This window comes from Pseudomonas sp. NFIX10, assembly GCF_900111955.1.
In the GTDB taxonomy this organism is placed as follows: domain Bacteria; phylum Pseudomonadota; class Gammaproteobacteria; order Pseudomonadales; family Pseudomonadaceae; genus Aquipseudomonas; species Aquipseudomonas fluorescens_AA.
In genome coordinates this window covers 240,634-265,356 of record NZ_FOKH01000002.1, presented here as the reverse complement: position 1 = coordinate 265,356, position 24,723 = coordinate 240,634, and the positions used below count along the sequence as shown (strand labels likewise).

Genomic DNA, 24,723 nt, shown 5'->3' with positions numbered 1-24,723 from the left:
ATCTTAAAGAGTCTCGGATCCGGTCAGGCGTTTGATGGTGCTGCGCAAGATAGGGCTGTCAGGCTGATCCTTGAGGAATCGGCTCCAGATCTGCCGGGCTTCGCGTTGTTTGCCGTTGGCCCAAAGGACCTCGCCCAGGTGAGCGGCGACTTCCTGGTCGGGAAAGCGCTCCAGGGCTTGGCGCAACAGGCGTTCGGCTTCGTCGAGATTGCCCAGGCGGAAATTCACCCAGCCAAGGCTGTCGAGTACCGCCGGGTCTTCCGGATTGATCTGGTGGGCCTGTTCGATCAGCACCTTGGCTTCGTCATAGCGGGTGGTGCGATCCGACAAGGTGTAGCCCAGGGCATTGAGGGCCATGGCGTTGTCCGGGTCACGCTGGATGATCAGGCGCAGGTCTTTTTCCATCTGGGCCAGGTCATTGCGTTTTTCCGCCAGCATGGCGCGGGTATACAACAGGTTCAGATCGTCCGGGTACTGCTTCAAGGCTTGCTGCAGTACGTTCCAGGCCTTGTCGCCCTGATTGTTGGCCGACAGGGTTTCGGCTTCGATCAGGTACAACTGGATGCCGTAGTCCGGCTGGGAGTCGCGCTGTACGGCGAGGCGGCTCTGGGCATCGGCGGTCTTGCCATTGCTGATCAGGATATCGGCCTGGCGCAACTGCGCCGGCAGATAGTCGTTGCCCGGGCCGACCTGGGCGTACTCGATCAGTGCGTTCTCGGGATCGTTGCGTTCCTCGGCGATGCGACCCAGGTTCAAATGGGCCGAGTCGACATGGCTTCCCCGGGCGATCAGGTCTTCCAGATAACCCTTGGCCTCTTCCCAGGCCTTGGCTTCCAGGCAGACCAGCGCCAGGGAATAGCGCAGCTCGTCGTCTTCCGGGTATTGCTGGACCAGGCTGGAGAACTCCACCTTGGCGTCGTCCATGCGGTTGTTTTCCACCAGCATGCGGGCGTAGGTGAGGCGCAGGCGTTTGTCGTCCGGGTATTTCTTGATGCTTTTTTCCAGCAGCGGCAAGGCTTCGTCGCCGCGGTTCAAGCCTTGCAGCAAGCGGGCACGCAGCAGGATCGGCGCTACTTCGCCGGCTTCCGGCGGGTTGTCTTCCAGCAGGGTGAGGGCACCCTGGGTGTCGCCATCCTGTTGCAGCAGCAGGGCCTTGCCGAAAATCAGCTGGCCGTTATTCGGGTGGCGCTGCAACAGGCGATCGAAGCTTTTCATCAGGCCGTTGCGGGTTTCCTGGTCGGTATCGGCGGCGGACAGCGCCAGGAAGTCGAAATGGGTGTCGCCCTTGCCCAGCAGGACTTTCTCCATATAGACCATGGAGTCATCGTAGCGCCCGGCCCGGGCCAGTTGCACGGCGGCGGCGCGCTGCGCTTCCAGGTCATCGGGGGCATTCCTGGCCCAGATCAGCGCGGTGTCCAGCGCGGGCTGGTCGGCGCCCAGGTATTCGGCAATGCGAAATGCCCGTTCGGAGATGCCCGGGTCCTGGGTATTGATGGCCTGGGTCACGTAGTTGTCCAGCGCAATGTCGAAGCGATTGCGCTGGCCTGCCAGTTCGGCGCTCAACAGGCTGAAGATGGTTTCTTCGCTGAACGAGCCATAGACCTTGGGTTTTTCAGGGGCCTGCACGCTGTCTTCGACTGGCGGCGTACCGTCCGTCGAAACGGGGGCCATGGACTGGCAGCCGCTGAGCAAGGCAAGGGCGAGGAGCAACGCGGAAGATCTATTCATATAGGAAGAGGACGACTAACCTGCGGTCGGATCATCATGACACAAGCCTTGGGTCAAACATAACCGCCCCGTCGATTTACAACCCAGGGCAGGGCGATAGAGATCGAGTGGTTGTTCTGAATCTGACGAAGTAGGACAATTACCGGCTTCACGTCACCATCAGCGACCTTGAATGGCCTTCCTTGCACTCGGTATTAACCACAAGACTGCTTCAGTAGACGTCCGCGAGCGCGTGGCCTTTACGCCTGAGCAGCTGGTTGAGGCCCTGCAGCAGCTCTGCCGGCTCACCGACAGCCGCGAAGCTGCGATCCTCTCCACCTGCAATCGCAGTGAGCTTTATATAGAACAGGATCACGTTTCGGCCGATTCGGTGCTGCGCTGGCTGGCCGAATATCACAACCTGAGCCTTGAAGAGCTGCGCGCCAGTGCCTATGTGCATGAAGACGATGCGGCCGTTCGTCACATGATGCGCGTCGCCTCGGGGCTCGACTCGCTGGTGCTGGGCGAGCCGCAGATTCTCGGCCAGATGAAGTCGGCCTACGCCGTGGCCCGCGAGGCCGGCACCATCGGCCCGCTGCTGGGGCGCTTGTTCCAGGCCACCTTCAATGCCGCCAAGCAGGTGCGCACCGACACCGCCATCGGCGAGAACCCGGTGTCCGTGGCGTTCGCCGCCGTCAGCCTGGCGAAACAGATTTTCAGTGATTTGCAACGCAGCCAGGCGCTGCTGATCGGTGCCGGCGAGACCATCACCCTGGTCGCTCGCCATCTCCACGACCTGGGGGTCAAACGCATTGTCGTCGCCAACCGGACCCTGGAGCGGGCCAGCACCCTGGCCGAACAGTTTGGTGCCCATGCGGTGCTGCTGTCGGACATTCCCGCCGAACTGGTGCACAGCGACATCGTCATCAGTTCCACCGCCAGCCAGTTGCCGATCCTCGGCAAGGGCGCCGTGGAAAGTGCCCTGAAGCTGCGCAAGCACAAGCCGATTTTCATGGTGGACATCGCCGTTCCCCGGGACATCGAGCCGGAAGTCGGCGAGCTGGACGATGTTTACCTCTATAGCGTCGACGACCTGCACGAGGTGGTGGCCGAGAACCTCAAGAGTCGGCAGGGCGCGGCCCAGGCGGCGGAAGAGATGGTCAGCGTCGGCGCCGAGGACTTCATGGTGCGCCTGCGCGAGCTGGCGGCGGTGGATGTGCTCAAGGCGTATCGTCAACAGAGCGAACGTCTGCGCGACGAGGAACTGCAAAAGGCCCAGCGCCTGCTGGCCAATGGTGGCAGTGCCGAGGAGGTGCTGGTGCAACTGGCCCGCGGCCTGACCAACAAGTTGCTCCACGCTCCCAGTGTCCAGCTCAAGAAACTGACTGCCGAGGGCCGCCTCGATGCGCTGGCCATGGCCCAGGAACTCTTTGCCCTCGGTGAGGGCTCACCGGATAGCTTTTCGGATAAAAAACCGCAATGAAAGCGTCGCTGCTCAACAAACTGGACATCCTCCAGGACCGTTTCGAAGAATTGACCGCCTTGCTGGGCGATGGCGAAGTCATTGCCGACCAGAACAAATTCCGCACCTATTCCAAGGAATACGCGGAAGTCGAGCCGATTGTCGCCACCTATAAACAGCTGCTTAAAGTGCAGGGCGACCTCGAAGGCGCCCAGGCGCTGCTCAAGGACAGCGACCCGGACATGCGCGAAATGGCCGTGGAGGAAGTGCGCGAAGCCAAGGAACAATTGCTCGAACTGGAAAGCAACCTGCAACGCATGCTGCTGCCCAAGGACCCGAATGATGGGCGCAACGTGTTCCTCGAGATCCGTGCCGGCACCGGCGGCGACGAGGCGGCGATTTTTTCCGGCGACCTGTTCCGCATGTATTCGCGTTATGCCGAGCGTCGCGGTTGGCGCGTGGAGATCCTGTCGGAGAACGAAGGCGAGCACGGCGGCTATAAAGAAGTCATCGCCCGGGTCGAAGGCGACAATGTCTACGGCAAGCTCAAGTTCGAATCCGGCGCCCACCGCGTGCAGCGCGTGCCGGCCACCGAATCCCAGGGACGCATCCACACCTCGGCCTGCACCGTGGCGGTATTGCCCGAGCCGGACGAGCAGGAAGCCATCGAGATCAACCCGGCGGACCTGCGGATCGACACCTACCGTTCCTCCGGGGCGGGCGGCCAGCACGTCAACAAGACCGACTCGGCGATCCGCATCACCCACTTGCCCTCGGGCATCGTGGTCGAGTGCCAGGAAGAACGTTCCCAGCACAAGAACCGTGCGCGGGCCATGGCCTGGTTGTCGGCCAAGCTCAACGACCAGCAGACCAGCGCCGCTGCCAATGCCATCGCCAGCGAACGCAAATTGCTGGTGGGCTCGGGCGATCGTTCCGAACGGATCCGTACCTACAACTTCGCCCAGGGCCGGGTCACCGACCATCGTGTCAACCTGACCTTGTATTCCCTGGACGAGATCTTGGCCGGCGGTGTCGATGCGGTCATCGAGCCGTTGCTGGCCGAATACCAGGCCGACCAGTTGGCGGCGATTGGCGAGTAAGCACAGGTGAATAAATGACCATCATCGCCAGTCTGTTACGCGCCGCCGAGCTGCCGGATTCGCCCACGCCACGGCTGGATGTCGAGTTGTTGCTGGCCGCTGCCCTGGGCAAGTCCCGCAGCTTCCTGCACACCTGGCCCGAGCGGATCGTGCCCAGCGAGGCGGCGCTGCTGTTCTCCGAATACCTGCGTCGCCGTCGCTCCGGCGAGCCGGTGGCCTACATCCTTGGGCAACAGGGTTTCTGGAAACTCGACTTGGAAGTCGCGCCCCATACGCTGATCCCGCGTCCCGACACCGAACTGCTGGTGGAAACCGCACTGGCCTTGCTGCCCGCGACACCGGCCCGGGTCCTGGACCTGGGCACCGGCAGCGGCGCGATTGCCCTGGCATTGGCCAGTGAGCGTCCGGCCTGGAACGTCACGGCGGTCGACCGGGTGCTGGAGGCCGTGGCCCTGGCCGAACGCAATCGCCAGCGCCTGGCCCTGCGCAATGTCACGGTGTTGAGCAGCCACTGGTTCAGCGCCTTGGAGGGCGAGCGTTTCCAGTTGATCATCAGCAACCCGCCGTACATCGCGGCCAGCGATCCGCACCTGGCCGAGGGCGACGTGCGTTTCGAGCCGGCCAGTGCCTTGGTGGCCGGGCCGGACGGGCTCGATGATCTGCGCCAGATCGTGGCCCAGGCGCCAGCGCACCTCGAACCGGGGGGCTGGCTGATGCTCGAGCATGGTTACGACCAGGCCGAGGCGGTGCGCGATTTGCTGGGTGCCCAGGGGTTTGTCGAGGTCCACAGCCGCAAGGACCTGGGGGACCATGAGCGCATCAGCCTGGGGTGCCTGCCGTGCTGAACGATCAGGAGCTGTTGCGCTACAGCCGACAGATTCTGTTGCAGCATGTCGACATCGATGGCCAATTGCGTCTCAAGCAAAGCCGCGTGTTGATCATCGGCCTCGGCGGGCTCGGCGCCCCGGTGGCGTTGTACCTGGCCGCCGCTGGCGTGGGTGAGATGCACCTGGCGGATTTCGACAGCGTCGACCTGACCAACCTGCAACGCCAGGTCATTCACGACACCGACAGCGTCGGCCTGAGCAAGGTCGATTCGGCGATGCGGCGCTTGGGGGCGGTCAACCCCGAGGTTCGGTTGGTGCCTCACCGGGTCGCCATGGATGAAGACAGCCTGGCCGCTGCGGTCGCGGCGGTGGATGTGGTGCTCGACTGCTCGGACAATTTCTCGACCCGCGAAGCGGTGAACGCGGCCTGTGTCGCGGCGGGTAAGCCGCTGGTCAGCGGCGCGGCGATTCGCCTGGAAGGGCAGTTGTCGGTGTTCGACCCGCGTCGCCCCGAAAGCCCTTGCTACCACTGCCTCTACGGCCATGGCAGCGAAGCCGAGCTAACCTGTAGCGAAGCCGGTGTGATCGGGCCGCTGGTGGGGTTGGTGGGCAGTCTACAAGCCCTTGAAGCCTTGAAGCTGCTGGTCGGTTTCGGCGAGCCGCTGGTGGGACGGCTATTGCTGATCGACGCCCTGGGCACGCGTTTCCGCGAATTGCGGGTCAAGCGCGACCCGGGGTGCAGTGTTTGTGGTGGCTCGCATGAATGACGCACCGGTGGGAGTGCTGGACTCGGGCGTCGGCGGGCTGTCGGTGCTGGGGGAGATCCGTCAGTTGCTGCCCGATGAGTCGCTGCTGTACGTAGCTGACTGTGGGCACATTCCCTACGGCGAGAAGAGCCCGGAATACATCCGACAACGTTGCGCGATCATTGCCGACTTTCTCTTCAGTCAGGGCGCCAAGGCGTTGGTGGTCGCCTGCAACACCGCTACGGTGGCCGCGGTCGCCGATCTACGGCGCGATTTTCCCCGCTGGCCGATCGTCGGCATGGAACCGGCGGTCAAACCGGCAGCCGCCGCAACCCGCAGCGGTATCGTCGGGGTGCTGGCGACCACCGGCACCTTGCAGAGCGCCAAATTCGCCGCCTTGCTCGACCGTTTCGCCACCGATGTGCGCGTCATCACCCAGCCGTGCCCGGGCCTGGTCGAGTTGATCGAAGCGGGGGACTTGCACAGCCAGGCCCTGCATCAACTGCTGCACCACTACGTAGAGCCGTTGCTTGCAGCCGGCTGCGATACGCTGATCCTGGGCTGCACCCACTATCCATTCCTCAAGCCTTTGCTCAAGGACATGATCCCAAGGTACATCAGCCTGATCGACACCGGCGCCGCCGTGGCCCGGCAACTTCAACGCCTGTTGGCCGAACGTGGGTGGCTGGCAGAGGGGGCGCCCCATGAAACGCAATTCTGGACCAGCGCAGACCCGATACATTTGAGAAAAATCCTACCGCTGCTATGGCATTCGTCTGGCGTTGTGCGAAGCTTCGAACTGTAAGAAAAACGTGAAAATTGTGTGAAACGGGCTGAACTTCTGTTTTACCGCGGATTTCTATAGCTTTGTCTGTTTGTAACTAAACTAACTAAGTCTGTTCGCAAAGGATGTTCTAATGAAGCGCTTATTCTGCTTTGCCGCGTTTGCGGCTGCATTGCTGGGGCACACTTACACCGCTCAGGCGGCGGGTGTGGAGTTTGGGGTTGGCCAAACTAGCGACTCGACCATGACCTATCGCCTGGGCATGCAGTTCGACTGGGACAAGAGTTGGTGGCAGAGCGATGTCGGGCGCCTGACTGGCTACTGGAGCGGTGCCTATACCTACTGGGAAGGGGACGAGACGTCCAGCAACCATAGCCTGTCGTTCTCGCCGGTCTTTGTGTATGAGTTTTCCGGCCAGAACGTGAAGCCTTACATCGAGGCGGGGGTAGGTGTTGCGCTGTTTGCCAACACCGAGGTGGAAACCAACAAGTTGGGCACGGCCTTCCAGTTCGAGGATCGCATCGGGTTCGGCCTGCGCTTCAATGGCGGACATGAAGTGGGCATTCGCGCCACTCACTACTCCAACGCAGGTATCAAGTCGACCAACGACGGTGTGGAAAGCTACGCGCTGCACTACACGATGCCGCTGTAACACCTGAACAATTGTGGGAGCGAGCTTGCTCGCGATAGCGATAGACCAGCCACCCTGAAGTTGTCTGACCTACCGCTATCGCGAGCAAGCTCGCTCCCACAGGTTTTTTCGCCTACCGATACGCCGTCGCAATGCCCTGGCGCTCTTCCAGGCATTCCGGCGCGCCCATCTCGAACTCGCGGCAGATCAGCGGGCGCTTTTCGTAGATGGTGCACATCATGCTGTCGCGATCCAGGGCCGCGCACCAGCCGTCGTCGAGCCGCAGCATCACTTCCCCACCCCAGTCGTCCGTGTCGATAAAACGCTCCGGGACCCCAGTGTCGGTGATCAGCATCACTTCCAGCTGGCAGCAGCACGCCGCGCATGTCGAGCATGTGACGGTCGGTGCCGGGATTTCATGGAGGGGGATGGTTTTCATGGCGCGCAGTGTAAGGCAATCGGCGGCTCAGGGTCGTCCCTTGATCGGATAGTCGTTTTTTGCCTGGCATGAGTCGATGTCGGCCGGCAGGGTTTCGGTGGATGAAGGCAAGGGCCACAGGGCGCTCATGGACGCGATGGGAAGCGCAACTTCCCGGGGGCGTTCCACCAAGTGCTTCAGCACATGCCGCGCCGCCTCTTCTGGCGACCAGTGGGTCGGGAATGGGAAACAGTCGTCGGGCCCTAGCGATGGATCATCGTAGCCTGGGTGCACCCAGGTCACATCAACGCCCGCAGACGCCAGCTCTGCTCGAGTCGATTCGAACAGATGGCGCATCCCGCCTCCACCCGCTTCGCTGTTCGAGGGCGGCAGATAAGTCACCGGGCTGGCGATACCCACCAGATGAGGTTGGATCCCGGCGCGCAACAAGGGCATGGCCACTTCGATGCAGAAACTGGCGGCCAGCAGGTTACTGCGCACGATATGCTCGATCAATGTGTGGTCAGTATGCTGTTGGTCAACGTACTCAGTCGTTCCAGCATTGAGGATCACCTGATCCAGGGCGCCCCATTGTCGGGTGATCTGTTCAGCGATCTCGTGCACGGTCTGGCTGTCGGTCAAATTCCCGGGCACGATCAGCACTTGTCCTGGATAACGTACCGAAAGGGTTTCGCACGAGCGGGGCGAGTGTGAACTGACGGCCAGGTATGCACCTGTCTCAAGTATCGCTTCAGCCAACGAAGCGCCGATTCCATTGCCGGCCCCGGTGAGCCAATAACGCCGGGGCAGTCTTAAACCCATTCCGCTCTCCTTTCGATTGCCTGACTGCTGATACACGACTTTCAGTAGCGTTCGTACGTTTAGTACGACTATATGTTATCGGGTAAATATTGCATCCCGCGGCCTGGCAATTTTTATGTTCGCTAATCGCCCACCCCTTCAACGACTGCGTCCTGTCGCGCCGGCAGGTTTCTGAACGCCGCCAGCGCACGGGCCCTGGACTCGCGCAAATCGACGATCGGTGCCGGATAATCCACTGCGCCAAACAAGCCGCCCTGGGTGTTTGGGCTATGGACCTGTTGTCTGTCCAGATCGTTCAGTTCAGGTAACCAGTACTTGATGAACAGGCCCTCGCGGTCAAATTTTTCCGACTGGCTCAAAGGGTTGAAGATGCGGAACCAAGGCGCCGAGTCGGTACCGGTGGAGGCGCTCCACTGCCAGCCGCCGTTATTGGCGGCCAGGTCGCCGTCGATCAGGTGCTGCATGAAAAAACGCTCGCCTTCACGCCAATCGATCAACAGGTTCTTGGTCAGGAACATGGCGACCACCATCCGCAAACGGTTGTGCATCCAGCCGGTTTCCAGCAATTGGCGCATGGCCGCATCGATAATCGGCAGGCCGGTGCGTGCCTGTTTCCATGCCTCCAGTTCGGTGGGGGCCTTGCGCCATGCCAGCGCTTCGGTTTCCGGGCGGAACGCGCGGTGGCGCGACACGCGTGGATAACCCACGAGAATGTGTTTATAGAACTCGCGCCAGAGCAATTCATTTATCCAGGTCACGGCGCCGGTGCTTCCACTCTCGAATTCACCCCGGTTGGCTTGCAGCGCGGCATGCAGGCACTGACGTGGCGACACCACCCCGGCTACCAGGTAGGCCGAGAGCTGGCTGGTGCCGGGCCGGGCCGGGAAGTCCCGCTCGTGCTGGTAATCGTCGAGGTGCTGGTCGACAAAACTGTCCAGGCGCCGTCGGGCTTCGGTTTCACCGGCGGGCCAGAGGGCACGCAGTGCTTCGCTGGGCGGGGCGAATCCAGCGACATGGGTCGGCACCGGATCGCGGGCAATGCCGGTGCGGGCCTGTTGGCGCGGTGTGGCGACCAGGCTCGGCAGCGAAACATGCAGACGGTTGTAGCAGACCTTGCGGAACTGACTGAACACCTGGAAATAATTGCCGGTCTTGGTCAGTACGCTGCCAGGCCTGAACAGCAGTTGATCGAGGTGACGGTGAAACTCGATGCCCTGATCATTCAACACACGGGCGACTTCGCTGTCGCGTTGCGTTTCATTCAGGCCGTACTCTTCGTTGACATGCACGGCGCCAACGTTCAGTTCGCGACATAGCTTGAGCAGCACGTGCGGCGCCTGGTGCCAATGCATTGCCTCGCGAATCAAGAGCGGGATGTTCAATTCATCCAGGGCCGCGCTCAATACGCCGAGGTTGCGCAGCCAGAAATCGATCTTGCACGCTGCGTCGTCATGGGCACGCCATTGTTCGGGGCTGGTCAGGTACACCGCCACGCAGGGCCCTTGGGCTGCGGCCGCCGCGAGGGCGGTATTGTCGTGCAGGCGCAAGTCGCTGCGCAGCCAGATCAGTTGCAGGCTGTTTTCCATCTAAAGGAGTTCTCTGCGGCTCAGTTCGCGGTGAGCCGATAGCGGGTCTTCGGCCCAGGACAGGTCAATCATCGAAACGCCTGTGGATAACCGGGCGTGGTGGATCGACGCGGCCGGGCCGGCAATGATGATCGGGCAATCGATTCCACCCAGCAGCCTGGGCAGTTGGGACAGATTGATGGCGTGACTGGAATACAACAGGACGCCGCGAGCCTTGAGGCGTTCGACCGCCAGGGCCAGTTCGCCTGCCGGTAGCGGGCTGTCGAACACCTCCACCGGGCAATCGGCGCTGCTGGCCAGCCAGGCGGTGAGCCACAGGTGCGGTTCCTGGGGCAAGTCCGAATGATTGACCAGCAACAGTGGCGCACCGCGCAACTGACGGTTGTTGTGGTAGATCCGGCTGCCAAACTTGCTGCGCAGCCACGAGTACAGGAAGACCCGTTCCAGCTGCGCGCCAAACTGGCCTTGCCAGCGCGAGTGCAGCTCGGCCAGCAACGGCAAGAGCAATTGCTCGCACACGGTCCAGGGCGGATACAGCGCCATCGCTTGGTTGATCAGGTCATCGATCTGACGCTCGGCCAGTTGCGTCACCGCCAGCGCCAGGGCGTCGCGCTGACGCTGCCAATCGTTTTCCGGTGACGGCGTGGGTGCTGTAGACAGCGTCGGTGTGTCCAGCAACGGCTTGATCTTGCTCACCGCGACGCCACGATCAATCCAAGTGAGGATGCTGCGGATCCGTTGCACGTGGTCGGCATTGAACAGTCGATGTCCCTTGGGCGTGCGGTGCGGCACGATCAGGCCGTACCGGCGCTCCCAGGCCCGCAACGTGACGGCGTTGACACCGGTCTGCCGGGCGACTTCGCGTATGGGCAGCCAGCCTTGCGCCAAGGCCTTGGCAAAGTCGGCCCCCAGGTCTTCGCGGGCGCTGGAATCGGGATCGTTGTTCATCAAATGGCGTTTCGCAAACTGAGGTTTTCCGGGTGCGGTTGCAGGTAGACCTGCTGCGCCAGGTAAGGGTCGGGGTGCTGGCGCAGGTGATGCTTGAGCAACGTCAGCGGCACCACCAAGGGTACGATGCCTAGGCGGTACTGCCCGATGAGGTGCTGTACCTCCTGCTTGTCGTCGGCGTCGATGGCGCGCTTGAGGTAACCGCTCAGGTGTTGCAGCACATTGGTGTGGGTGCGGCGGGTGGCGCATTTCTTCAAAGCGGCCATCAATGCACTGAAATAGCGTGGACCCAGTTCATTGGGATCGGCCTTGCCCATGTCGCCCAGCAATTTGCCTAGGGCCTTGTACTGCTCGGGGTTGTGAGCCATGAGCAGGTATTTGTAGCGCGAGTGGAATTCGATCAGGTTGCGCCGGGTCAGGCCCTGGCGGCGCAAGGATTGCCAGGCGGCATAGGCAAACACCCGCGTCAGGAAGTTCTCCCGCAGCACCGGGTCGTTGAGGCGACCGTCTTCCTCCACCGGCAGATCGGGGTGGCGTTCGCAAAAGGCCTGGGCATAGATACCGCGCCCGCCGCCCTCCTGGGGAACACCGTTGTGGTCATAGACCTTGACCCGCTCCAGTCCGCAGGATGGCGATTTCTGCATGAAGATGTAGCCGCAGAGGTCATCCAGTTCCCCGGCCATCTGCTGCCCATAGTCGGCCAATGGCCGGGTCACGTTGAGATCGCGATTCACCGTCCCGAGCGCCTCGGGGTGTTCAGGATTGCCCACCAGGCGAATCGGCTCCCGGGGAATGCCCAGGCCGATGGCGACTTCGGGGCACACCGGCACGAAATCGAAGTAATCGATGAGGGTGCGGCTGCACAACAGCGATTGTTTGTGCCCGCCGTTGAAGCGAACTTCGTCACCCATCAGGCAGGCACTGATGGCGATTCTGGGTTTGGCGATGGCTGCGCTGGGCATGGGCGACCTCTGATGGCTAATCTTGTACAAATTTATATTTATGTACAATATTTTCATCATAGGCCCCTATGTACACAAGTCAACCGGATTCATAGAGGGGCTGGGCGATGTCAGTGGGTACCGCGGGCAGGCTGCTGTCTCTTTCGACAGCAGCGAAGAGCGATGGAGTGGGGTGACGCGATCTACTGCAGGCTTGCGTGCAGGCGGCGTGCAGCCTCCTGGCCGCTGAGCCATGCGCCTTCGACCCGGCCGGACAGGCACCAGTCACCACACACGTACAGCCCCAGGTCGGCATCGGCCAGGGCGCCCCATTCATGGCTGCCGGCGGGGCGGGCATAGAGCCAACGATGGGCCACGCTGAAGCTTGGTGCGGGCATCGCGCTGTGCAGCAGTTCGGCGAACGCACCGTGCAGGTGTTCGATCACCGCTTCCTTGGACAGGTCGATGTGCTGCCGGCTCCAGTCGCTGGTGGCGTGCAGTACCCAGGTGTCGAGCTTGCTGTCGCGTCCCGGTTTGCTGCGGTTGCGCGCCAGCCAGTCCAGGGGGCTGTCCTGTACGAAGCAGCCTTCCATGGGCGTATCCAGCGGTGCTTCGAAGGCCAGGGCCACAGCCCAGGTCGGGTCCATCTTCACGCCGGCGGCCACGGCGGCCAGCTTCGGTACGGCCGCCAGCAATGCGGTGGCCTGGGGCGCGGGCGTGGCGATCACCACGTGGCCGAAGGGGCCGTGGGTGAAACCTTCCGCGTCCTGCAGATGCCAATGCTCCTGGCCGCGGTACACCTCGGTGATCCGGCAGGAAAACTGCACCTGCAGTTTGTCGAGCAAGGCGCGGGTGATGGCGCTCATGCGCGGGGTGCCGACCCAGCGGGTCTGTTCGTCCGGCGATGGGCTCAGTTGCCCGTTCTGGAAGTTGTAGAGCTGCGGGTTCCATTCCGCGGCCCAGCCGTTGACTTGCCAGCGCTGGACCTCTGTGACAAAGCGGCGATCGCGGGCAGTGAAATACTGCGCGCCCATGTCCAGTGCGCCGGCGTCGCTGCGCTTGCTTGACATGCGTCCGCCACTGCCGTGGCTTTTATCGAAGAGTTGAACGATATGCCCGGCCTCCGTCAGGGCCTGGGCGGCTGAAAGTCCGGCGATGCCGGTGCCGATGATCGCGATAGGTACAGTCATGAGGGCCTCGTTTACCTTTCTGTACAGACTATGCCGTCGTTTAAATCTGTACAAATTGGGTTTTTGGTATAAGTTTTACCGTTCGCGTTTGGACAGCTTGTCCTATTGTTAAACACAGACCCTGTCCGATACGAAAAATCCCTGCCTATAAAAATAGACTAATGGGCCGGGTAAAACGCGATGCGAGGAACATCTCATGCACATATTGCTGACCGGCGGTACTGGTTTGATCGGACGTCAGCTCTGCCGCCTCTGGTTGCAGCAGGGGCATCGCCTGACGGTATGGAGTCGCCGACCCGAAGAAGTGGCGAAAATCTGCGGGACATCGGTGCGTGGCGTGGCCAGGCTCGACGAAATCCATGAGCCGGTGGATGCGGTGGTCAACCTCGCCGGCGCCCCCATCGCCGACCGCCCTTGGAGCCACAAACGCAAGATGTTGTTGTGGAGCAGTCGTGTCACGTTGACGGAAGTCTTGCTGGCGTGGCTGGAGCGTTGCGAGCAGAAACCGCAGGTGCTGATTTCCGGTTCCGCGGTGGGCTGGTACGGCGACGGTGGCGAGCGTGAATTGACCGAGGAATCGGGACCGGTGAGTGAAGATTTCGCCAGCCAGTTGTGCATCGCCTGGGAAGAAACCGCGCAACGGGCCGAGGCCTTGGGCCTGCGCGTGGTGCTGGTGCGTACCGGTCTGGTCCTGTCCGCCGAGGGCGGCTTTTTGTCGCGGCTGTTGTTGCCATTCAAGCTCGCCCTGGGCGGGCGTATCGGCAATGGTCGGCAGTGGATGCCGTGGGTTCACATCGACGATCAAATCGCCCTGATTGATTTTCTTCTGCACCGCACCGATGCCAGCGGTCCTTATAATGCGTGCGCGCCGAACCCGGTGCGCAACCGCGATTTTGCCAAGGCCCTGGGGCGTGTATTGCATCGGCCGGCCGTGGTGCCAATGCCGGAGCCTGCGCTGAAGGTCGCGCTGGGGGAATTGTCCTTGCTGTTGCTCGGCGGCCAGCGCGCCACGCCGGCCCGATTGCAGGCGGCGGGTTACACATTCCGGTTCACTGATTTGCCTGCGGCCCTGGAAGACTTGTCCAGCCGCCTTTGAAATAGGACGTTGCATGACCGATCACGCGTTGCTTCTGGTGAATCTGGGTTCGCCTGCCTCCACCTCGGTGGCCGATGTGCGCCGCTACCTCAATCAATTCCTGATGGACCCGTATGTCATCGACCTGCCATGGCCGGTGCGGCGCTTGCTGGTGTCGCTGATCCTGATCAAGCGCCCCGAGCAGTCGGCCCACGCCTACGCCTCGATCTGGTGGGAAGAGGGATCGCCGTTGGTGGTACTCAGTCGCCGGCTGCAACAGGCCATGACCGCACAATGGGCCCAGGGCCCGGTGGAACTGGCGATGCGTTATGGCGAGCCGTCCATTGAGTCGACGCTGGTGCGGCTGGCGAGTCAGGGTCACAAGAAGATCACGTTGGCGCCGTTGTATCCGCAGTTCGCCGACAGCACCGTGACCACGGTGATCGAGGAGGCCAAGCGGGTCGTGCGGGAAAAGAAACTCAATGTGCAGTTTTCGATCCTCCAACCGTTCTACGATCAGCCCGAATACCTCGACGCCCTGGTGACCAGCGCCAAGCCGTACCTGATGCAGGAACACGATCATCTGTTGTTGAGTTTCCACGGCTTGCCGGAACGGCACCTGACCAAGCTCGACCCGACGGGATTTCATTGCTTCAAGGATGCCGACTGCTGCAAGAATGCGCCGCCGGAGGTCATGGCGACCTGTTACCGCGCGCAATGCATCCGCACTGCCGAACTGTTTGCCCAACGCATGGGGCTGGCAGATGGCAAATGGTCGGTGTCGTTCCAGTCGCGCTTGGGGCGTGCCAAGTGGATCGAACCCTACACCGAGGCACGCCTGGAGGAGCTGGCCAAAAGCGGCGTGAAGAAAGTGCTGGTGATGTGCCCGGCGTTCGTGGCCGACTGCATTGAAACCCTGGAGGAAATCGGCGATCGCGGGCGCGAGCAATTCCGCGCGGCAGGGGGGGAGGAGTTGGTGCTGGTGCCTTGCCTCAATGATGAACCGCAGTGGGCACAGGCGTTGAGTACTCTCTGCGAACGGGCTCCGATCGCGTTGTGAGGTTCAAGGGCCTCATCGCGAGCAAGCTCGCTCCCACATTGAATCTGCGTGTACACAAATGTTGTGACCACTCAAGATCCACTGTGGGAGCGAGCTTGCTCGCGATGGCTATCAGGCTGACAACAAAGCCTTCAAGCTTGAGTCAGATCAGCGGCTCATCCGCCTTCTTCTGCTTCCAACCGTCATTGCCCAGCAGCAGGTTCAGCGCGATCGCCACCACCGCGCACAACGCGATACCTTTGAGGCCGAAGTCGTCCGGGCCGGTGCCGGTGCCCACCAGCACGCCGCCGATTCCGAACACCAGCGTCACCGAAACGATCACCAGGTTGCGCGCCTCGCCCAGGTCGATCTTGTGGCGGATCAGCGTGTTCATGCCCACCGCCGCAATCGAACCGAACAACAGGCACAGGATCCCGCCCATCACCGGCACGGGGATGCTTTGCAGCAGCGCGCCGAACTTGCCGATGAACGCCAGGCTGATGGCAAAGATCGCCGCCCAGGTCATGATCTTCGGGTTGTAGTTCTTGGTCAGCATCACCGCGCCAGTCACTTCGGCGTAGGTGGTGTTGGGCGGGCCACCGAACAGGCCGGCGGCGGTGGTGGCAATGCCGTCACCGAGCAGGGTGCGGTGCAGGCCGGGTTTCTTCAGGTAGTCGCGTCCGGTCACGCTGCCCACGGCAATCACGCCGCCGATGTGCTCGATGGCCGGCGCCAGGGCGACCGGCACGATGAACAGGATCGCCTGCCAATTGAACTCCGGTGCGGTGAAGGCTGGCAGGGCGAACCAGGGGGCGGCGGCGATTTTCGCGGTGTCCACGACCCCGAAGAAAAACGCCATGGCAAAGCCCACCAGCACGCCGGAAATGATCGGCACCAGGCGGAAAATGCCCTTGCCGAACACCGCCACGATCAGGGTGGTGAGCAGGGCCGGCATCGAGATCATCATCGCGGTCTGATAATGAATCAGTTCGGTGCCGTCGCCGGCCTTGCCCATTGCCATGTTGGCAGCAATCGGCGCCATGGCCAGGCCGATGGAAATGATCACCGGACCGATGACCACTGGCGGCAGCAGTCGGTCGATGAACCCGGTGCCCTTGATCTTCACCGCCAGGCCCAGGAAGGTGTAGACGAAACCCGCCGCCATCACCCCACCCATGGTCGCGGCCAGGCCGAACTGGCCCTTGGCGAGGATGATCGGGGTGATGAAGGCAAAGCTCGAGGCCAGGAACACCGGTACCTGGCGCCCGGTGACGAGCTGGAACAGGATCGTTCCCAGGCCGGCGGTGAACAGCGCCACGTTAGGGTCCAGCCCGGTGATCAGCGGCATCAATACCAGCGCGCCGAAGGCCACGAACAGCATCTGCGCGCCGGACAGGACCTGGCGCCAGAGCGGATCGTTGAACTCATCCCGCATGCTCAAGCGTCCTTCTGCTTGGTGCCGAAGATCTTGTCGCCGGCATCGCCCAGGCCCGGGATGATGTAGCCATGCTCGTTGAGTTTCTGGTCGATGGACGCGGTGTAGATGGTCACATCCGGGTGGGCGTCCTGCACGGCCTTGATGCCTTCGGGAGCGGCGACCAGCACCATGGCGCGGATGTCCCGGCAACCGGCTTTTTTCAACAGGTCGATGGTGGCGACCATGGAGCTGCCGGTGGCGAGCATCGGGTCGATGATCATCGCCAGGCGCTCGTCGATTTCCGGCACCAGTTTTTCCAGGTAGGTGTGGGCTTGCAGGGTCTGCTCGTTGCGAGCCACGCCCACGGCGCTGACCTTGGCCCCCGGGATCAGGCTCAGTACGCCTTCGAGCATGCCGATGCCGGCGCGCAGGATCGGCACCACGGTGATTTTCTTGCCGGCGATTTTCTCGACCTGGACCGTACCGGCCCAGCCATCGATTTCGTAGGACTCCAGCGGCAGGTCCTTGGTGGCTTCGTAGGTGAGCAGGGCACCGACTTCCTGGGCCAGTTCACGGAAGTTCTTCGTGCTGATATCGGCGCGGCGCATCAGGCCGAGTTTGTGTCTGATCAGCGGATGGCGGATCTCGAGGATGGGCATGGGGAAGGCTCCGGCGGCGGGCAAAAAAACCGGCCTAGATTAATCTATCCGAGGGTGTTGTCCTATAGACAATACAGAACGTTAGTCCACAAACGCTTGATCTGGCCGGGCGGGATGCGTACCTTTGCCGGCTTTTCCGAACCCTGCCACCCCTGGAGAGCGCCATGTCCGCTGATCTCGAGCATATCCGTCAAATCATGCGAGAGGCTGACTGCCTGTACACCGAAGCCGAAGTCGAAGCGGCCATCGCCCGTGTCGGTGCGCAAATCAATGAGCAACTGGCCGATGCCAATCCGGTGGTGTTCTGCGTCATGAACGGCGGGCTGATTTTCTCCGGCAAGCTGCTGACCTATCTGAACTTCCCCCTGGAAGCGTCCTACCTGCACGCGACGCGTTATCGCAACGAAACCAGCGGTGGCGACCTGTTCTGGAAAGCCAAGCCGGAAGTCTCGTTCATCGACCGCGACGTGCTGATCATCGACGACATCCTCGACGAAGGTCACACCCTGGGCGCGATCATCGACTTCTGCAAACACGCTGGCGCCCGCGCCGTGCACACCGCCGTGCTGATCGACAAGGACCACGACCGCAAGGCGCGGCCGGACTTGAAAGCCGATTTCGTCGGCCTGCCGTGTATCGACCGCTACATCTTCGGCTACGGCATGGACTACAAAGGTTACTGGCGCAACGCCAATGGCATTTTCGCCGTCAAGGGGATGTAATCGATGACTCGGCCAAGTTTTCTGGAACACGCGTTGTTCGATGAATTGGCCGAGAAAGCCGCGGCCAGTCCTCGCGGACGCCAGCACCATAACTTTCATGAGATGGATGAGCCGTGCCACCGCATGGCGGTTGGCTTGCAGCCTTGCACCTACATACCGCCGCACCGTCACCTGAGCGCCGATAAGGCGGAAACCCTGCTGGTGCTCAAGGGGCGGCTGGGTGTGTTGATTTTCGACGAGGCCGGTGCGGTGGTGGACAAGCGCATCCTGCAGGCCGGTGGCGATTGCCTCGGTGTCGACCTGCCCTCTGGTGTGTATCACGGGTTGGTGGTGCTGGAAGCCGACAGCCTGATGTTCGAATGCAAGGCCGGTCCCTACCGGCCCGTGGGCGAGGGCGAACTGGCTCGCTGGGCACCCCGCGAAGGCGAGGCGGGCGTGGCTGAATATCAAGCCTGGATGCGTGCTCAGTTCGACTGAGCACCGAATCAGTCGCCGGCACGGAGCTTTTGTGGCGAGGGGATAAATCCCCTCGCCACATGAGTCTGCTGTGCACCAGCGATCTCACTATGAATCAAGCAAGTCTTGGATGAACGGTGCTGCCGCCGGCCAACCATTGCTCGCTCTTGACCCGCGCCTGCTCCAGGGTCTGCACATACGCCAATTGCCGCTGTTCGCGATGAATGCCGGCGCGGCGCAGTTTCAGGCGCACCCTGGGCGCGGTCGCCACCAGGATCAGGCCGATGCCGTGCTTGCGGTAATCCTTCAGGATATTTTCAAACGCAGCCAGCGCCGTCATGTCCAGCATGGGCACGGCACTCATTTCCACGACCACCACCCGAACGCCCGGGTCGAACCGGCGCAACACATCCAGGGCTTTTTCCGCCGCGCCAAAGAACAACGGTCCACGAATGGCGTAGCAGCGAACATGCTCGGGCATGTCCAGCAGGGCCTGGTGGAAATGGCGCGGCAACTCGGCGCTGTCGGTCAATTCGCTCATGCGCTTGATGAACAGCCCGGCGGCCAGCAGCAGGCCGACGGCGACGGCCAGGACCATGTCGAACAGCACCGTCAGGCCCAGGCAGGTCAGCAGCACCAGCACGTCGCTGCGCGGGGCGATGCGCAGGGTGTGCAGTACATGCCCGGCTTCGCTCATGTTCCAGGCGACCATCACCAGTAGCGCGGCCAGTGCGGCCATGGGCAAGTAACTGAACAGCGGCGCCAGCAGCACAATCGCCACCAGCACCACGAGGCTGTGGATGATCGCGGCCAGCGGTGAAAAGGCACCACTGCGCACATTGGTGGCGCTGCGGGCAATGGCGGCGGTGGCGGTGATGCCACCGAACAGCGGCGCCACCAGGTTGCCCAGGCCCTGGCCCATCAGCTCGGCATTGGGATCGTGCTTGCTGCCGGTCATGCCGTCCGCCACCACCGCGCACAACAGTGATTCGATGGCACCGAGCATGGCGATGGCAAAGGCGGGCGCCAGCAATTGGCGGATCAGGTCATAGGACAGGATCAACGGATGACCCTGGCTGTCCGGCAGGTTCCAGGGCCAGTCGAAGCTGGGGAGGAAGGGCGGGATGCCCGGGTGAGCGATGCCATCGACGACGTAGCTGAAACGTTCGCCCAGCGTCGCGATCGGCCATCCGCCATGCTCCATCGCCAGCCCCAGCAACGTGCCCACCAGCAACGCCACCAGATGCCCGGGCACCCGTGGCACCCAGCGCGGCCAGGCAATCAGCACCGCCAGGCACACGGCGCCGATGACCCCATCGCCGAGACGGGCGCCGGGCAGCGCCACGATCAATTCGCCCAGCTGTTCGATGTAGTGTTTGGCTTGGCCTGCGGTGGTCAGCCCCAGCAGATCCTTCAGTTGCAACGTGGCGATGACCACGCCGATGCCCGCGGTGAAGCCGAGGATGACCGGATAGGGAATGTACTGGATCAAGCGGCCGGCGCGTAGCAGGCCCAGGGCGATCAGGATCAGGCCGGCGAGCATGGTGCACAGCAGCAGGCCGCCCAGGCCGTATTGTTGGGTGATGGGCAGCAGGATCACCACGAACGCCGCTGTCGGCCCGCTCACGTTGAAGCGCGAGCCGCCGGTGAGGGCGATCAGCGGTGCCGCCACCAACACCGTGTACAGGCCGTTCTGCGGCGGCACGCCGACGGCAATCGCCAGGGCCATGGCCAGGGGGATGGCGATAATGCCGACGGTCAGCCCGGCCACCAGATCGCCGCGCAGGCGTTCCAGGGTGTAGCCGGCACGCCAGGACTGGCGCCAGGCGGCGAATAACGGTGGGGCGGAGAAAGCCATGAATACTCCTCGCAAGGGGGGCTGGCACTGGCCGTGGCGAGGGAGCTTGCTCCCGCTCGAGTGCGTAGCGCTCGCAATATCCTGGGGCGGCTGCGCCACCCAGCGGGAGCAAGCTCCCTCGCCACAAAGGCAGGCGCCAGTGAGATCGACGCTGATGGCCTCTTTGAGTATGCCGCGCCCGCTGACCGAATGTATTGATCCGGATCGCTTATTTTTACTGTCCGTGCTCATGCTAGAGTGCCCGGTCAAGATTCTGGAGGTTGTCATGCGTGTATCGATCCGCCGCTGCGCCACTTCACTGCTGATCGCCAGCCTGCCCTTGACGGCCGTGGCCGCGCCGATGCACAGCCAGTTCCTGCCGCCGGATGACCTGGTGGTGCGCCAGGAACAGCCCGAACAGCAGCAGTTGCTGCAAGTGACCGAGTATTCGGTGGTGCTGGGGAACCAGCGCCAGTCCAACCAGCAACCGATCCCGGTCACTTCGCCCTTGCTGGTCCGTCTCAAGGGCAAGCCCTTGAACAAGGGGGCGACCATCAGCCAGGTGATCCTCAACTTCGACGGCGAAAGCAAAAGCTTGAAGAAACCGGTCTTCGACGAGGCGAGCAAGACCCTGACTCTGTCTTATCCACAGGCCCAGTACCGGGTGGTTATCGATCTGTTGCGCAACAACACGGTCTACGTGCAGTTCCTCACCTACGCCAACGGTCATATCTGGGCCGACCTGCACACCGGCATCGAACGCCCGCGTTGAGCCCCGAGGCCTGCCGGGGGTAAACTGCCCGCCCCGTGAATTGTGCGAGTTGGAGCCGGCAATGCGTAAAGACAAGAAACAAGTGATTGGCGACGAGATTGGCGACGAGCAGATCAAGCTGTTCCTCAATTTCGAACCGGTCGACGCCACTTCGCCGTCGTTGCACAAACTGATCAAGGCCTACCGTGGCCTGCGGGTCGATGATTTCGAGCGTTTCCTGACGTTCTTCGTCGAGGCCGGCCATGACCTCGACGGCAAGGATGAGCACGGCAACGATTTCGTTGCGCTGATCCAGGACCAGCGCAATGCCGAGGAATACATCGAATTGATCAACAAGGCGCGCCGCTGAATTGAACCCCTGTCAACGCTCTTCGGAGCGTTGAATCGTTCGGGTCGATGCAACTAATTCTTCTTCTGCAAGTTGCTCCGAAAGGTTATGTCACTATTCGGGCTGTTTTGTTTTGTTTGAATTTCCATTACTTTTGCGTCGAAGCCAAGTGGCTTTGATGTCATCGTTTAAATGGAGTTGTATTCATCATGGAAGATCAAAAGAAGTGCATCGCCGGGGTGTTGTTGTCCCTGGCGGCGTGTCTGGCAAGTTCAGCTTCCAGTGCGCGGGATGAAATTGTCAATGTCGAAGTCTATAACGCAACCGCCGCCGTCATTGTTCCCGGCAGCGATTTTACCTGGACGCAGAATCCGGCCAATGCCGGCCACAGCTTTGCGATAAACCCGGGCGAGAGCCAGGAATTAACCTACTACCTGCCCCAGTCGCGCGCCGAGCGAGAGGCCTTCAGCTATAGGCAAGGCAGCCGAACCTGTCATTTCAGCTTTGGACATGTCCCAAGGGCACCGGGCAATGATAAAGAGGCAATGCCTTATCATCGTTGGGTCAAGGCGGAGCCGGCGGGTTTCTGTGTCGCGGAATTGTTTTATGTTGAAGATGATGACGACTATGTCAGTCACGGTGGAACACGCATCAAATTCAGCATGAACTAACACCGAGGAAATAAAAAAGCCTCCCGTCTGCACGGGAGGCTTTTTTATATGAGTGGCAAGGCGTCAGGCGTAACTTTGAGCCTTGCTGTCTTCAACCAACTCCAGCGCAATGTTGTTCTGCGCGTTGATCTTGCGATACAGCGCCGCGTCGGTTTCCAACACTTTTTCCCGGGCCGGGAATATCTCTGCGAGCTTGCCAGCCCACTCGCCCTTGGCCTTGTCCGGGAAGCAGCGCTCGATCAGTTCCAGCATGATCGATACGGTCACCGAAGCACCCGGCGATGCGCCAAGCAGGGCGGCGAGGGTGCCGTCCTTGGCCGCCACCAGTTCGGTACCGAACTGCAGGACGCCACCTTTCTTCGGGTCTTTCTTGATGATCTGCACCCGCTGGCCGGCCACTTCCAGGCGCCAGTCTTCGGCTTTCGCCTCGGGGTAGAAGCGACGCAGGGATTCCAGGCGCTGCTCCATGGACTGCATGACTTCGCTGATCAGGTACTTGGTCAGGTCCATGTTGTCCCGGGCCACAGCCAGCATCGGGCCGATGTTGCCGGCGCGTACCGACAGCGGCAGGTCCATGAGCGAACCGTGCTTGAGGAACTTGGTGGTGAAACCGGCGTATGGCCCGAACAGCAGGGATTTCTTGCCGTCGACCACGCGGGTGTCCAGGTGTGGCACCGACATCGGCGGCGAGCCCACGGCGGCCTGGCTGTAGACCTTGGCCTGATGGTGCTTGACCACTTCCGGGTTGTCGCAACGCAGCCACTGGCCGCTGACCGGGAAGCCACCGAAGCCCTTGCTTTCCTCGATGCCCGAGGCTTGCAGCAGCGGCAAGGCCGCGCCGCCGGCACCGAGGAACACGAACTTGGCGTCGACTTCGCGGGTGCTGCCGGAATTGACGTCCTTGATGCTCACGGTCCAGCCGCTGCCGTTGCGCTTGAGACCGGTGACGCGCTTGCAGTATTTGACCTGGGTGTCCGGGGCGCTGGTCAGGTGCTTGAGCAACTGATTGGTCAGGGCGCCGAAGTTGACGTCGGTCCCGTTCATGACGCGGGTGGCGGCGATGACTTCATCGTCCGGCCGGCCAGGCATCATCAACGGCATCCACTCGGCCATCTGGCCTTTGTCTTCGGTGTATTCCATGTCGGCGAAGGCGTGATGCTGGCGCATCAGCTCGAAGCGCTTCTTCAGGAACGCCACGCCTTTCTCACCCTGTACGAAACTCAGGTGTGGCACCGGGGCGATGAAGGACTTGGAGGAGCCGAACGTGCCTTTGCGGGTCAGGTACGTCCAGAACTGCTTCGACACTTCGAACTGGGTGTTGATGTGCACGGCTTTTTTGATGTCGACCGTGCCGTCGGCCGCCTGGGGTGTGTAGTTGAGCTCACACAGCCCGGCGTGACCGGTACCGGCGTTGTTCCACGGGTTGGAACTCTCCGCGGCACCGGAGTCCATCAGCTCGACGACTTCCAGCGAGATCGCGGGGTCGAGCTCCTTGAGCAGCACGGCCAGGGTGGCACTCATGATGCCGGCCCCTACCAGAACTACATCGACTGCTTCGTTATGCGCCATTTAACGCGTCTCCAAAATCTGCAGCACCAAATTGTCGGCATAGCGGCCAGGAGTGGCGGGGCAGGTCAGTTGAGCCCCAGTTATCCATGGCCAGGATCGCCATGTCCGAATCTTCGCAATTTTTCGCACCTACTGCGGATGCATGCAGCCTGGCCTCAGGAGTCACATGAACTCATTTAAGCGCCGGGCGGGCAATTCGACTTATGGCCGAGACATCCGTTCGTGCAACCAAATCCGTAGCGGACAGGCTTCAGGCGCCAGTTCTTGAGCGATATCCGGTCCTGTGTCGTTGGGCTGTTCCAGACGCTAATGGTGCTTGTTCAGACGCAAAACTCTTCATTTGCTCGCCACACTCTCGTGAAGTTGTGAAAACCCGTTTTTTCACGCTCTTTTGAAGACGTGAACCTCAAAAAAGGGCTGTCCCAGCCTGGCACCGTGCCCGGTTTGGTTGCCCCCATGGAGTACATGACAGGCAAAACAGGCAGACAGCTCAGTGACCGAGCGTAATGACAGCTCTGCAGATTCGCGAAAAGCGGTGATTTGCCTGGGGAACAGCAAGTGCGCCAGCTTCACTCGATCTGTGTGGGCGGCTCTCTGTGGGCGGTGCGGGGTGCCAATACCAGCGCATCAGCGGTGTTGCGAGGCCCGATCAGGAGACGTCCTTATAATCGGGGGGAGATTGTATCGAAGAAACGCAGGGAAATGGTCGTGTTTAATGACTTTTATTAGCCGTCCGGTCAGATGGTCAACAGTTGCCGGTTGCGTGCGCGGGCACGAAGCGGTTGCACGCGGGCGCTGGCGGGCAATGGCTGGTGCAACCAGTTGAGGCGGATTTCGTCGATTTCCACCCAGCCCTCGCCCATGGGTTGCAGGCTGCACTGCTTGAAGGCCTGGCAACGACCGTTGCGATCGAGCAGGGCGAAGCTGCGGTGATGGGGACGCGGGGTGAACAGGGAAATGAGGAAGCGCATGAGCGGATACCGGGTCAGGGAGCTTGGAGCAAGCCTGACAGTGGG

General features: G+C 61.7%; 25 protein-coding genes. 13 read left to right on the top strand and 12 right to left on the bottom strand.

Annotated features, from left to right (window positions below):
• Positions 1–3 precede the first annotated feature (3 nt).
• On the bottom strand, positions 4–1,728 hold the full coding sequence (locus BM321_RS03125; protein WP_092441470.1) for a tetratricopeptide repeat protein: 1,725 nt from the start codon (positions 1,726–1,728) through the stop codon (positions 4–6).
• A 172-nt stretch (positions 1,729–1,900) separates the two neighbouring features.
• On the opposite strand from BM321_RS03125, the gene hemA reads away from it, so the two are divergent.
• From hemA to BM321_RS03095, 6 genes are all read left to right on the top strand, one after another.
• Positions 1,901–3,190 (top strand): glutamyl-tRNA reductase, encoded by a 1,290-nt coding sequence (hemA, locus tag BM321_RS03120; RefSeq protein ID WP_092441469.1) that lies wholly within the window; start codon positions 1,901–1,903, stop codon positions 3,188–3,190.
• The gene (gene prfA / locus BM321_RS03115) at positions 3,187–4,269 is read left to right on the top strand and encodes a peptide chain release factor 1 (protein ID WP_092202503.1); all 1,083 of its coding nucleotides are present in this window, start codon (positions 3,187–3,189) and stop codon (positions 4,267–4,269) included. Before hemA ends, prfA begins: the two co-directional genes overlap by 4 nt.
• A gap of 14 nt (positions 4,270–4,283) precedes the next feature.
• On the top strand, positions 4,284–5,114 hold the full coding sequence (gene prmC, locus BM321_RS03110; RefSeq protein WP_092441468.1) for a peptide chain release factor N(5)-glutamine methyltransferase: 831 nt from the start codon (positions 4,284–4,286) through the stop codon (positions 5,112–5,114).
• Positions 5,108–5,863: a molybdopterin-synthase adenylyltransferase MoeB gene (locus BM321_RS03105; RefSeq protein ID WP_092441521.1), complete on the top strand. Its 756-nt coding sequence runs from the start codon at positions 5,108–5,110 to the stop codon at positions 5,861–5,863. The genes prmC and BM321_RS03105 overlap by 7 nt, the downstream gene beginning before the upstream one ends.
• Positions 5,856–6,647, top strand: a complete 792-nt coding sequence (murI, locus tag BM321_RS03100) for a glutamate racemase (protein WP_092441467.1) — start codon at positions 5,856–5,858, stop codon at positions 6,645–6,647. The genes BM321_RS03105 and murI overlap by 8 nt, the downstream gene beginning before the upstream one ends.
• Before the next feature lie 112 nt (positions 6,648–6,759).
• Positions 6,760–7,278, top strand: a complete 519-nt coding sequence (locus tag BM321_RS03095; RefSeq protein WP_092329351.1) for an acyloxyacyl hydrolase — start codon at positions 6,760–6,762, stop codon at positions 7,276–7,278.
• Positions 7,279–7,390: 112 nt separating this feature from the next.
• Here the strand turns inward: BM321_RS03095 and BM321_RS03090 are convergent, their stop codons facing one another.
• From BM321_RS03090 to BM321_RS03065, 6 genes are all read right to left on the bottom strand, one after another.
• Complete coding sequence (locus BM321_RS03090; protein ID WP_092441466.1) at positions 7,391–7,696, bottom strand: YkgJ family cysteine cluster protein; 306 nt, start codon at positions 7,694–7,696, stop codon at positions 7,391–7,393.
• Between the two features lie 27 nt (positions 7,697–7,723).
• On the bottom strand, positions 7,724–8,497 hold the full coding sequence (locus tag BM321_RS03085; RefSeq protein ID WP_092441465.1) for an SDR family NAD(P)-dependent oxidoreductase: 774 nt from the start codon (positions 8,495–8,497) through the stop codon (positions 7,724–7,726).
• A gap of 122 nt (positions 8,498–8,619) precedes the next feature.
• On the bottom strand, positions 8,620–10,071 hold the full coding sequence (gene phrB, locus BM321_RS03080; protein ID WP_092441520.1) for a deoxyribodipyrimidine photo-lyase: 1,452 nt from the start codon (positions 10,069–10,071) through the stop codon (positions 8,620–8,622).
• A gap of 12 nt (positions 10,072–10,083) precedes the next feature.
• Positions 10,084–11,031, bottom strand: a complete 948-nt coding sequence (locus BM321_RS03075; protein WP_092441464.1) for a MerR family transcriptional regulator — start codon at positions 11,029–11,031, stop codon at positions 10,084–10,086.
• Complete coding sequence (locus BM321_RS03070) at positions 11,031–11,993, bottom strand: YbgA family protein (RefSeq protein ID WP_092441463.1); 963 nt, start codon at positions 11,991–11,993, stop codon at positions 11,031–11,033. Before BM321_RS03070 ends, BM321_RS03075 begins: the two co-directional genes overlap by 1 nt.
• 182 nt (positions 11,994–12,175) lie before the next feature.
• On the bottom strand, positions 12,176–13,162 hold the full coding sequence (locus tag BM321_RS03065) for an NAD(P)/FAD-dependent oxidoreductase (protein ID WP_092441462.1): 987 nt from the start codon (positions 13,160–13,162) through the stop codon (positions 12,176–12,178).
• A 196-nt stretch (positions 13,163–13,358) separates the two neighbouring features.
• Here BM321_RS03065 and BM321_RS03060 point away from each other — a divergent pair, with 196 nt between their 5' ends.
• Together BM321_RS03060 and hemH are read left to right on the top strand one after the other, a co-directional pair.
• The gene (locus BM321_RS03060) at positions 13,359–14,258 is read left to right on the top strand and encodes a TIGR01777 family oxidoreductase (protein WP_092441461.1); all 900 of its coding nucleotides are present in this window, start codon (positions 13,359–13,361) and stop codon (positions 14,256–14,258) included.
• A gap of 13 nt (positions 14,259–14,271) precedes the next feature.
• Complete coding sequence (gene hemH, locus BM321_RS03055; protein WP_092441460.1) at positions 14,272–15,297, top strand: ferrochelatase; 1,026 nt, start codon at positions 14,272–14,274, stop codon at positions 15,295–15,297.
• A gap of 142 nt (positions 15,298–15,439) precedes the next feature.
• On the opposite strand, the gene BM321_RS03050 is transcribed toward hemH, so the two are convergent.
• Both BM321_RS03050 and upp read right to left on the bottom strand, forming a co-directional pair.
• Positions 15,440–16,711, bottom strand: a complete 1,272-nt coding sequence (locus tag BM321_RS03050) for a uracil-xanthine permease family protein (RefSeq protein WP_092441459.1) — start codon at positions 16,709–16,711, stop codon at positions 15,440–15,442.
• Between the two features lie 2 nt (positions 16,712–16,713).
• The gene (gene upp, locus BM321_RS03045; RefSeq protein WP_003185330.1) at positions 16,714–17,352 is read right to left on the bottom strand and encodes a uracil phosphoribosyltransferase; all 639 of its coding nucleotides are present in this window, start codon (positions 17,350–17,352) and stop codon (positions 16,714–16,716) included.
• Positions 17,353–17,516: 164 nt separating this feature from the next.
• On the opposite strand from upp, the gene BM321_RS03040 reads away from it, so the two are divergent.
• Together BM321_RS03040 and BM321_RS03035 are read left to right on the top strand one after the other, a co-directional pair.
• Positions 17,517–18,074, top strand: coding sequence for a hypoxanthine-guanine phosphoribosyltransferase (locus tag BM321_RS03040; protein ID WP_053125250.1), 558 nt, complete (start codon positions 17,517–17,519; stop codon positions 18,072–18,074).
• 3 nt (positions 18,075–18,077) lie between these two features.
• On the top strand, positions 18,078–18,551 hold the full coding sequence (locus BM321_RS03035) for a WbuC family cupin fold metalloprotein (RefSeq protein ID WP_092441458.1): 474 nt from the start codon (positions 18,078–18,080) through the stop codon (positions 18,549–18,551).
• A gap of 94 nt (positions 18,552–18,645) precedes the next feature.
• Here BM321_RS03035 and dauA read toward each other — a convergent pair whose 3' ends face one another.
• On the bottom strand, positions 18,646–20,388 hold the full coding sequence (gene dauA / locus BM321_RS03030) for a C4-dicarboxylic acid transporter DauA (RefSeq protein WP_092441457.1): 1,743 nt from the start codon (positions 20,386–20,388) through the stop codon (positions 18,646–18,648).
• A 265-nt stretch (positions 20,389–20,653) separates the two neighbouring features.
• On the opposite strand from dauA, the gene BM321_RS03025 reads away from it, so the two are divergent.
• The 3 genes from BM321_RS03025 to BM321_RS03015 all read left to right on the top strand — a co-directional run bounded on the left by BM321_RS03025 (position 20,654) and on the right by BM321_RS03015 (position 22,138).
• Entirely contained in the window at positions 20,654–21,139 is a 486-nt protein-coding gene (locus BM321_RS03025) for a hypothetical protein (RefSeq protein ID WP_092441456.1), read from the top strand.
• A 61-nt stretch (positions 21,140–21,200) separates the two neighbouring features.
• Complete coding sequence (locus BM321_RS03020; protein ID WP_060740669.1) at positions 21,201–21,488, top strand: PA4642 family protein; 288 nt, start codon at positions 21,201–21,203, stop codon at positions 21,486–21,488.
• 188 nt (positions 21,489–21,676) lie between these two features.
• Positions 21,677–22,138 carry a hypothetical protein gene (locus BM321_RS03015; RefSeq protein WP_092441455.1) on the top strand — a complete coding sequence of 154 codons (462 nt, stop codon included), beginning with the start codon at positions 21,677–21,679 and terminating at the stop codon, positions 22,136–22,138.
• Positions 22,139–22,201: 63 nt separating this feature from the next.
• Here BM321_RS03015 and mqo read toward each other — a convergent pair whose 3' ends face one another.
• On the bottom strand, positions 22,202–23,707 hold the full coding sequence (gene mqo / locus BM321_RS03010) for a malate dehydrogenase (quinone) (RefSeq protein ID WP_092441454.1): 1,506 nt from the start codon (positions 23,705–23,707) through the stop codon (positions 22,202–22,204).
• Between the two features lie 737 nt (positions 23,708–24,444).
• On the bottom strand, positions 24,445–24,678 hold the full coding sequence (locus BM321_RS03005) for a hypothetical protein (RefSeq protein WP_014340171.1): 234 nt from the start codon (positions 24,676–24,678) through the stop codon (positions 24,445–24,447).
• Positions 24,679–24,723: the final 45 nt, after the last annotated feature.

Bases quoted from the DNA above. Each gene is read 5' to 3' on its own strand.
- BM321_RS03125 (WP_092441470.1), bottom strand. From the start codon at position 1,728: ATGAATAGATCTTCCGCGTTGCTCCTCGCCCTTGCCTTGCTCAGCGGC.
- hemA (WP_092441469.1), top strand. From the start codon at position 1,901: ATGGCCTTCCTTGCACTCGGTATTAACCACAAGACTGCTTCAGTAGAC.
- prfA (WP_092202503.1), top strand. From the start codon at position 3,187: ATGAAAGCGTCGCTGCTCAACAAACTGGACATCCTCCAGGACCGTTTC.
- prmC (WP_092441468.1), top strand. From the start codon at position 4,284: ATGACCATCATCGCCAGTCTGTTACGCGCCGCCGAGCTGCCGGATTCG.
- murI (WP_092441467.1), top strand. From the start codon at position 5,856: ATGAATGACGCACCGGTGGGAGTGCTGGACTCGGGCGTCGGCGGGCTG.
- BM321_RS03095 (WP_092329351.1), top strand. From the start codon at position 6,760: ATGAAGCGCTTATTCTGCTTTGCCGCGTTTGCGGCTGCATTGCTGGGG.
- BM321_RS03090 (WP_092441466.1), bottom strand. From the start codon at position 7,696: ATGAAAACCATCCCCCTCCATGAAATCCCGGCACCGACCGTCACATGC.
- BM321_RS03085 (WP_092441465.1), bottom strand. From the start codon at position 8,497: ATGGGTTTAAGACTGCCCCGGCGTTATTGGCTCACCGGGGCCGGCAAT.
- BM321_RS03075 (WP_092441464.1), bottom strand. From the start codon at position 11,031: ATGAACAACGATCCCGATTCCAGCGCCCGCGAAGACCTGGGGGCCGAC.
- BM321_RS03070 (WP_092441463.1), bottom strand. From the start codon at position 11,993: ATGCCCAGCGCAGCCATCGCCAAACCCAGAATCGCCATCAGTGCCTGC.
- BM321_RS03065 (WP_092441462.1), bottom strand. From the start codon at position 13,162: ATGACTGTACCTATCGCGATCATCGGCACCGGCATCGCCGGACTTTCA.
- BM321_RS03060 (WP_092441461.1), top strand. From the start codon at position 13,359: ATGCACATATTGCTGACCGGCGGTACTGGTTTGATCGGACGTCAGCTC.
- hemH (WP_092441460.1), top strand. From the start codon at position 14,272: ATGACCGATCACGCGTTGCTTCTGGTGAATCTGGGTTCGCCTGCCTCC.
- BM321_RS03050 (WP_092441459.1), bottom strand. From the start codon at position 16,711: ATGCGGGATGAGTTCAACGATCCGCTCTGGCGCCAGGTCCTGTCCGGC.
- upp (WP_003185330.1), bottom strand. From the start codon at position 17,352: ATGCCCATCCTCGAGATCCGCCATCCGCTGATCAGACACAAACTCGGC.
- BM321_RS03040 (WP_053125250.1), top strand. From the start codon at position 17,517: ATGTCCGCTGATCTCGAGCATATCCGTCAAATCATGCGAGAGGCTGAC.
- BM321_RS03035 (WP_092441458.1), top strand. From the start codon at position 18,078: ATGACTCGGCCAAGTTTTCTGGAACACGCGTTGTTCGATGAATTGGCC.
- dauA (WP_092441457.1), bottom strand. From the start codon at position 20,388: ATGGCTTTCTCCGCCCCACCGTTATTCGCCGCCTGGCGCCAGTCCTGG.
- BM321_RS03025 (WP_092441456.1), top strand. From the start codon at position 20,654: ATGCGTGTATCGATCCGCCGCTGCGCCACTTCACTGCTGATCGCCAGC.
- BM321_RS03020 (WP_060740669.1), top strand. From the start codon at position 21,201: ATGCGTAAAGACAAGAAACAAGTGATTGGCGACGAGATTGGCGACGAG.
- BM321_RS03015 (WP_092441455.1), top strand. From the start codon at position 21,677: ATGGAAGATCAAAAGAAGTGCATCGCCGGGGTGTTGTTGTCCCTGGCG.
- mqo (WP_092441454.1), bottom strand. From the start codon at position 23,707: ATGGCGCATAACGAAGCAGTCGATGTAGTTCTGGTAGGGGCCGGCATC.
- BM321_RS03005 (WP_014340171.1), bottom strand. From the start codon at position 24,678: ATGCGCTTCCTCATTTCCCTGTTCACCCCGCGTCCCCATCACCGCAGC.